This window comes from Paraburkholderia rhizosphaerae, from assembly GCF_004366595.1.
Taxonomy (GTDB): Bacteria; Pseudomonadota; Gammaproteobacteria; order Burkholderiales; family Burkholderiaceae; genus Paraburkholderia; species Paraburkholderia rhizosphaerae.
In genome coordinates this window covers 105,038-112,151 of record NZ_SORE01000025.1, presented here as the reverse complement: position 1 = coordinate 112,151, position 7,114 = coordinate 105,038, and the positions used below count along the sequence as shown (strand labels likewise).

Annotated in this window: 3 protein-coding genes; all 3 read right to left on the bottom strand. The window is 63.7% G+C overall.

The features are described 5' to 3' along the window. Positions 1-22: 22 nt before the first annotated feature. The 3 genes from BX592_RS26865 to BX592_RS26855 all read right to left on the bottom strand — a co-directional run bounded on the left by BX592_RS26865 (position 23) and on the right by BX592_RS26855 (position 6,999). A complete protein-coding gene (locus BX592_RS26865) occupies positions 23-346 on the bottom strand; it encodes an RHS repeat domain-containing protein (protein ID WP_134196317.1) in 324 nt (107 codons plus the stop codon). A 497-nt stretch (positions 347-843) separates the two neighbouring features. Next, positions 844-1,431 (bottom strand): chorismate mutase, encoded by a 588-nt coding sequence (locus BX592_RS26860; RefSeq protein WP_134196316.1) that lies wholly within the window; start codon positions 1,429-1,431, stop codon positions 844-846. Positions 1,432-1,626: 195 nt separating this feature from the next. Continuing rightward, on the bottom strand, positions 1,627-6,999 hold the full coding sequence (locus BX592_RS26855) for an AIDA repeat-containing protein (RefSeq protein WP_134196315.1): 5,373 nt from the start codon (positions 6,997-6,999) through the stop codon (positions 1,627-1,629). Positions 7,000-7,114 lie beyond the last annotated feature (115 nt).

Sequence of the window (7,114 nt, the reverse complement as noted above, 5' to 3'; positions counted from 1 at the left end):
GAAAATGGAAAACCCTCTGGAATCAGGAAGGCGACGTGCTGACCACGCTCGTGCGGTTACCCGCCGCGTCGTAGTTGTAAGTGACGGTGGATGTTTTTGAGCCGTCGGTATAGACGACCTTCGTCAATCGCCCCAGCGCGTCATAGGTGTAGGTACTACTGCTTGCCGCAATGGCCGTTGCAACAGATGTGAGCAAGGCGACGGCGACAACAAGGCGAAATGATCGGCCCGCTTTCTCACACCACTTCCTGGAGACAACCTCTCTACGCGATGACCGGGTCAGCAATTCAAGCCCTCCATTATTCAATGCAGACACGCTCTTCCTCTTCGTCGCAATACTGGTCATCTAAATTTTCGCAAATTACTTGCGCCCGTCAAATAAACACTCGGATAACTAATCAATTTATCCAGCCTCATCTCTGAAAAATATGGCTCTGACGGTCTCGCCAAAGTATTACAGATAACTAACTAATAAATCAATAGAAAATTCGGTATCAGACATGCGCAAATTTCTGCATTTTTTCTGTACCACGCATGGCTTTATGATCACTTCTCCTCAAGTGACCATTTCAAGATAAGACCAATGACGCAGCACTTCAGCTAACCGGTTCGAAATAAACCTTCCCCCCGACAAACGGACCGCGAGACAAGACACGCGCATATGATCGTCTTGCTCCGTTAGCGCACACCGACGAGGCAAGTCTCGACATTACGCCCATCGTCCACCACAAACGACAAACCCGGCCGTAGCCGGGTTTGTCGTTGCTTCCCTTGTCTTCGCCGACGCGTCAAATCGCCAACGTTACGCGACCGTGCATCGCACCTTATTCGTACAACGCTACTTCATTCCGGCTCGCACACCCGCGCCAGCGCCCGATCCATCGCAATCGCATACAACGGTTCTAGTGTATGACTCGCCACGTAGTCTTGCGTCGCACGTGCCAGTTGCGCGCTGCAATCCGGCTGCGCGCGCAGCGTCTTCGTGTCGGCTAACGACTTGATAAAACCTTGCTGCAACCTGTCCAGTTCCGGACGAATGTCTTTCTTCAGATCCACGCGCTTGTCGTCGGGCGCGCGGCCGTCGCGGCGCCATTGTGCCAGTAACCCGTATTGCACCAGTTTATTGGCTTCGATCTGGTCAGCGAAGAAATGCGTCGCAAGTTGCGGCGGCACGCCGCGCGAGCGCGCTTCCTCCGCCGCGGCCTTGATCACCTCCGCCTCGCGCGGCAGGTCTTCGACCGGCTTGTGCGAGTCCCATTTCGATAACGCAACCTGCCGCGCGATATGCAAACGCGCAACGGTCATATCCAGCAGAGGAAGAAATGTCTGGCCGTCCGCTGCCGCGCTGTATGAAGGCGGCGCGGCGAACAGCAGCGCGGCCGCCAGCGGAGTGATGATAAAGCGTGATTTATCGAAACTGAACTTCAGCATCAATCGGTTCCTTTTTGCAGGTGAACGCGAGCGCGACGGCAACCGCGCCCGCTAACGCGCGGGCTGCGCCCCGGAGTCTCAATAACGCGTGCAGAACCGGTTCTATTCCGCACCGGATCGAACTTTCATGTTCGACGTCATTGTCTACGATACGTTCAACACACGCATCGGACTCCGCAATCCACCATCAGGCCATCAGAACCGGTAATCAAGCGTGACCGTTGCCGCTTGCGCGGACGTATGACTGGTCGCGATCAGCGCGTCGTAACCGACTGACACGGTGAGCGCTTTAGTCGGCCGCGTGCTGACGCTGATGCCTGTGGTCAGCTGGTCGCGCGGCAAGCTCGTGCCCGGCGCGGCGAACAGCGTGCCGTCCTGCGCACCGACGGTCACCACGCGTCCGGTGCCGAGCAGTTCGCGAGCGTAACCCACTCTGAACTCCACGTTAACCGGCTTTAGCTGGTTACCGAAGTTTTTGTCAAAAGTGATTTGAGCGTACGGCTGCAAACTGCGCACGTTATCCGTGCCTACCGTCAGGTCCTGACCGTTCGCGCCGTTTTCGCTAAAGCCGTTCGCATGCAGATACGAAAAGCGCATGCCGATGCGCGGCATGATCGTCACACCGCCCAGCGCAATAGGCATCGCGGCTTGCGCCGCAGCGGTCGCTTCCTGGCCAATATGATCGCCTTCGGCGGTACCGACGGGACCGAATGGCCGCTTCTGCGACAGAAAGTCGACACCCGTGCCAACCACCGCGGACACATCGACGGCCCCGAGCGTACGTCCGCCATAGAACGCGACGCGCAACGTATCGGTCGTGCCCGAATCGCCGGTGCTGTCTTCGCTGATGTCGCTGTGGTTATAGCCGCCGGAGAAACCGACCGTGTAGTTGCCGATCTGATGACCGATACCCGCGAGAAAGCCGTAATTGCGCGCCTCGAAGCTGGGCACACCGTTCGTGCTGTGTACGTTCGTCTGCGAACCCGTCGCGTTCACCCATACCGACGATTTCGACGCCGCGCGATCGCTAAACGGCACGCGCTCGAGCAACGCGGCATTCGCCATCTGCGCGGACAACGCGAGGTTGGTGCCGAGCGCCGTAAAGATGCTCGTGTCGGTCGGCGCGATGACGATCGGCGAGCCGGCCCCGGTGGCGGGGTCCCCCGCAGCGGGATTGCCTGCGGCTGGATTGCCCGCCGCGGGGTCGCCTGCCGGATCGCCGCCCGGCGTCTGCTGCGCCGCGCCGCTCAGCACCAGGTCGACCTGATTTGCGCTGTAGGCGACCGATTGCTGCAGCGAGCCCAGATTCGCGCCCGATGCGAGCGAGTTCGACACCGTTGCGAAGCGGCCGCTGACACCGCCGCTCGCAGTGACGATCGCATAAGTTTTCGGCTGATACGTGCCCGGGTCGTACATCACCTGCAGGCCGCCATTCAGCGCCGCCGTGCCGCCGATGTGCAATTGCGAGCCCGAGGTCGGACTGACTTCGATGGCGAGCGACGCGGTGCTCGCTTGCGTGTAGTTGCCGCCGACTGTCAGTGTGCCGATCGAGCCGCCCGGCATCACGACACCGTTGTTCGTCACATTGCCGCCAATCGTGCCGTGACCCCGCAACGTGCCCGGTGCATCGACGATCACATCGCCGCCGAGTTGCGCACCCGGACTGTTGATATCGCCGACCGCGAGGCTGCCCGACATCACCTCGGTGATCCCGCTGAACAGATGGCTATCGCCGTTCAGCACCACGCTGCCGGTACCCTGCTGCTCAATCTGGCCGGCACCGGTTACATTGCCCGCATAAGTGATCGCATCGGGGCGATTGAACACCAGCAGACCATCGTTGACTGTGTTGCCGACCAGGTCGCCCGCCGCCGTGCCCTGGCCGATCGTCAGAATGCCGCCCGACGATACAACCGGATTCGTCAGCGATCCGAACAGATGCTGGGTACCGCCGCTCATCACCTGCGTGCCGCTCACGCTCGCGCCGCTCGATACCGTCTGAACGCCGCCGCTCGATACGATCGAGTCGTTCGCGGTACCGCCGGACAGCACATCCTGAATGCCGCCGGACGACACGATCGTGCCTGACGCGACGCCGCCCGCGCCGACCGTCTGCGTGCCGCCGGCCGCGACCGCGGTACCCGATGCCAGGCCACCCGAATTAATCGTCTGCGAACCACCCGACGCGACCATCGTCCCCGTCGTAACAGCACCCGTGCCGACCGTCTGCGAGCCGCCCGACGCCACTGCGGTGCCGCTCGTCAGGCCGCCGCTCGCGACCGCCTGCTGACCGCCGCTGCCCACCGACGTGCCGACCGTCACCCCGCCCGACGACACGATCTCGCTGCCGCCGCTGCTCACTGTCGTGCTGGTCGCCGTGCCGCCCGAGCTGACGATCGACGTGCCGCCGCTCGTGACGTGTGTGCCGCTTGCCGAGCCGCCGCTCATCACGACACTCGACCCGCCGTTACTGACCGTGGTGCTGTTCGCCACACCGCCGGACGACACCAGCTGCGTGCCTCCGCTAAGCAACGTGCCGCTCGCGCTGCCACCCGCGCCCACCGTCTGTGTGCCGCCGCTGTCCACTTGCGTGCTGCTCACCACGCCGCCCGACGACACCGCCTGTGCGCCACCGGCGCTTACGTGTGCGCTGGTTGAGTTGCCGCCCGTTACGTTCTGCTGCCCGCCGGACTTCACCTGTGCGTTCTGCGACGAGCCCCCCGAAGAGACGATTTCGACACCGCCGCTTGCAACCTGCGTGATGCTCGTCACGCCGCCGGAACCGACCGACACGACGCCGCCCGCTGACGCGGTCGTACCGCTCGCGGTGCCGAACACCGTCTGCGCGCCGCCGCCGCTGACCGTGGTGCCGACCGTCGTGCCACCGCGCGACACGACTTCGGAGCCGCCACCTGTCACGACCGTGCTGCTTGCGGTGCCGCCGGCCAGCACGTTCTGCACGCCGCCCGAGTTCACGGTCGTGATGATCGCCGTGCCGCCGGCGGAAATAAACGTGGTGCCGCCGCTGCCGACTGACGTGTTGCTCGCGGTATCCCCCGCCAACACGGTCAGCTGGCCGCCGTTTTCGACGAGGACGTTGGTGGCCTGACCGTCGATGATGCTGAAGAAGCTGCTCGACCTGGAGCCGGACAGCGTGGCCGACGTATTCGTGATCAGCGCCGCGCCCGCCAGCTGGTTGATGTCCATCGCGATACCGCCGCCCGACACCGCGAGCGTGCCGCCGCTAGACACGGTTGTCGACGACGCATTGCCACCGCTCGAGACCGTCTGTAAGCCGCCGCTCGAGACTGTCGTTCCCGACGTCTTGCCGCCCGACGAAACGATCTCCTGCCCGCGGCTGCCGACGGTGGTAGAAGTGGAGTTGTTGCCAGCTAGCACCGTCAACTGGCCGCCGTTCTCGACGACCACGTTTTCCGCCGTGCCGCTGACGATGCTGAACGGCTTACTCGCGCTGGTACCGCTTGCGTATATGCCGCTCACGGTCGCCGATGTATTGGTAATCAGCGCCGCGCCCGAGTTTTGCATCACGTTCAACGCAGTGCCGCCGCCGGACACGACCAGTTGGCCGCCGTTGCTGATCGTTGCGCTGTTCGCGATAGCGCCCGCCGACACGAGCAATTGCCCGCCGTTACTGACCGTCGTGTTATCGGCCTCGCCGGCGCCCTGCACGATCGCGCTGCCGCGATTGCCGACCTGCGTCCCGTTTGCCGTGTCGCCGCTCGACACGGTCAGCGAACCGCCGGCTTCGACAAACACGTTCTGTGCGATGCCACTCGAAATCGAAAACGAATTTGTTGTGCCATTTGCGGTGTTCGTGCCGATCACCGTCGCGGACGTATTCGTAATCAGCGCCGCGCCGCTCTGCTGCGTCACGCTGGTCGCCGTGCCGCCGGCCGACACGGCGAGCGTGCCGCCGTTGCCGACCGTCGTCGAACTGGCCGAGCCGCCCGCCAGCACCACCGCGGACCCCTGGTTGTTGATGAATGTGCTGGTTGCGGAATTGCCGGACAGCACCGTCAACGAGCCGCCGTTTTCAAGCAGCACACCGGTAGCGATGCCATTTGAAATCGAAAAGGTCGCGCTGTTATTGGTGCCGTTGACGGTCGCCGACGTGTCCGCCGTGAACGCAGCGCCATTCGATTGATCGATCGCGTTCGCGATCCCGCCGGAGGATACGGTGATCGCGCCGCCGGAGAACACTGTCGTGCCGCTAGCCGTCGCGCCTGACGACACGATCTGCTGTCCGCCGCTGAAGACCGACGTACCGCTTGTCGTAGCGCTTCCCGACAAGTTCTGCCGTCCGCCGCTGCTGACATTCGTGCCTACTGTGATGCCGCCACTCAGCACGTTCTGCGTGCCGCCACCGCGGATAACCGTCGACGTATCGGTGCCTTGCACGTTCTCCGTGCCGCCCGCGGAGAGCGTCGCCGACAGCGCCGCACCGCCGGCGGACACCGTCAACGTGCCACCGTTGACGGTTGCGCGCACCGCCGAACCACTACTGCCGACGCTCACCTGGCCGTTGGTGCTGATCGTCGTCGCGCTCGCGACGCCGCCCGACGACACAGTCAACGTGCCGCCCGCAGCGACGGTTGCCGACGTGTCCGTGCCTGCGAGATTTTCAATGCCGCCACCGCTGATCGACGTGCGCGTCGCGCTAGCCCCGGAGGAGACGGTCAGCGTGCCGCCGTTGACGACCGAGCCAATCGCGGATCCGCCGCTGTTGACGACGCTCTGCGCACCGCCAAGCACCGCGGTCGCGCTCGCCGTGCCGCCCGAAAACACGTTCTGTGTCGCGCCGCTGCTGAGCGACGCCTGGATGTCCGTGCCGAAAACCGAGTCGAAGCCGCCGGACGAGACTGTCGTGCCCGTCGCGCTGCCGCCTGCGGACACCGTGATCTGACCGCCGGAGCTGACTATCGTCCCGCTCGCGCTACCGCTCGCCGCTACCGTCACGACGCCGGTGTTGCTCACCGTGGTACCGCTCGCCACGCCGCCGGCCAGAATGCTCTGGGTTGACGAATCGCCGACGCTGGTGCCGATTGCGACGCCGCCCGACGAAACGAACTCGGACGATCCACCGAGCAGCGACGTGCCGCTCACCGTGCCGCCCGCGGAAACGAAGTCCTCGCCGCCGCTCACCGTCGCGCCGCGCGCGATGCCGCCGGCCGACACCGCCAGCACACCGCCGGTACCGACGCTGGTCAGTTGCGCAACGCCACCCGACAGCACCGCCTGCGTGCCACCCGCGCCAACACTCGTGTTGCTGGTGGCGCCGCCCGACTGCACGCTTTGCACGCCGCCGGAAGTCACGCTATTGCCGATCGTCGTGCCGAGCACGTTTTCGGTGCCGCTGATCGTCGCGCCGTTCTCGGTGTCGCCCGCTGCAACTGTCGTCGTCTGCGCGTGCGCGTTTTGCGCGAACCACGGTTGCATGGTCAGCGCCGCGAGTAGCGTGCCCAGCAGGCGCGAGCATCGGCGAGAGCGCCGGCTAAAGACACGCGCGGTCCGCACCGCATGCACACGGTGCCAGGTGAATCGTTTCATCTTATTCCCCGAATTCCTTACTGCTCTTCTTTTGCTTCTTTGTATGGCTTCTTTGTATTGCCGTTACGGCTATTTTGCCGGGCTTCTTTATTTTCGTCTGATGGTGCCTGGTGTG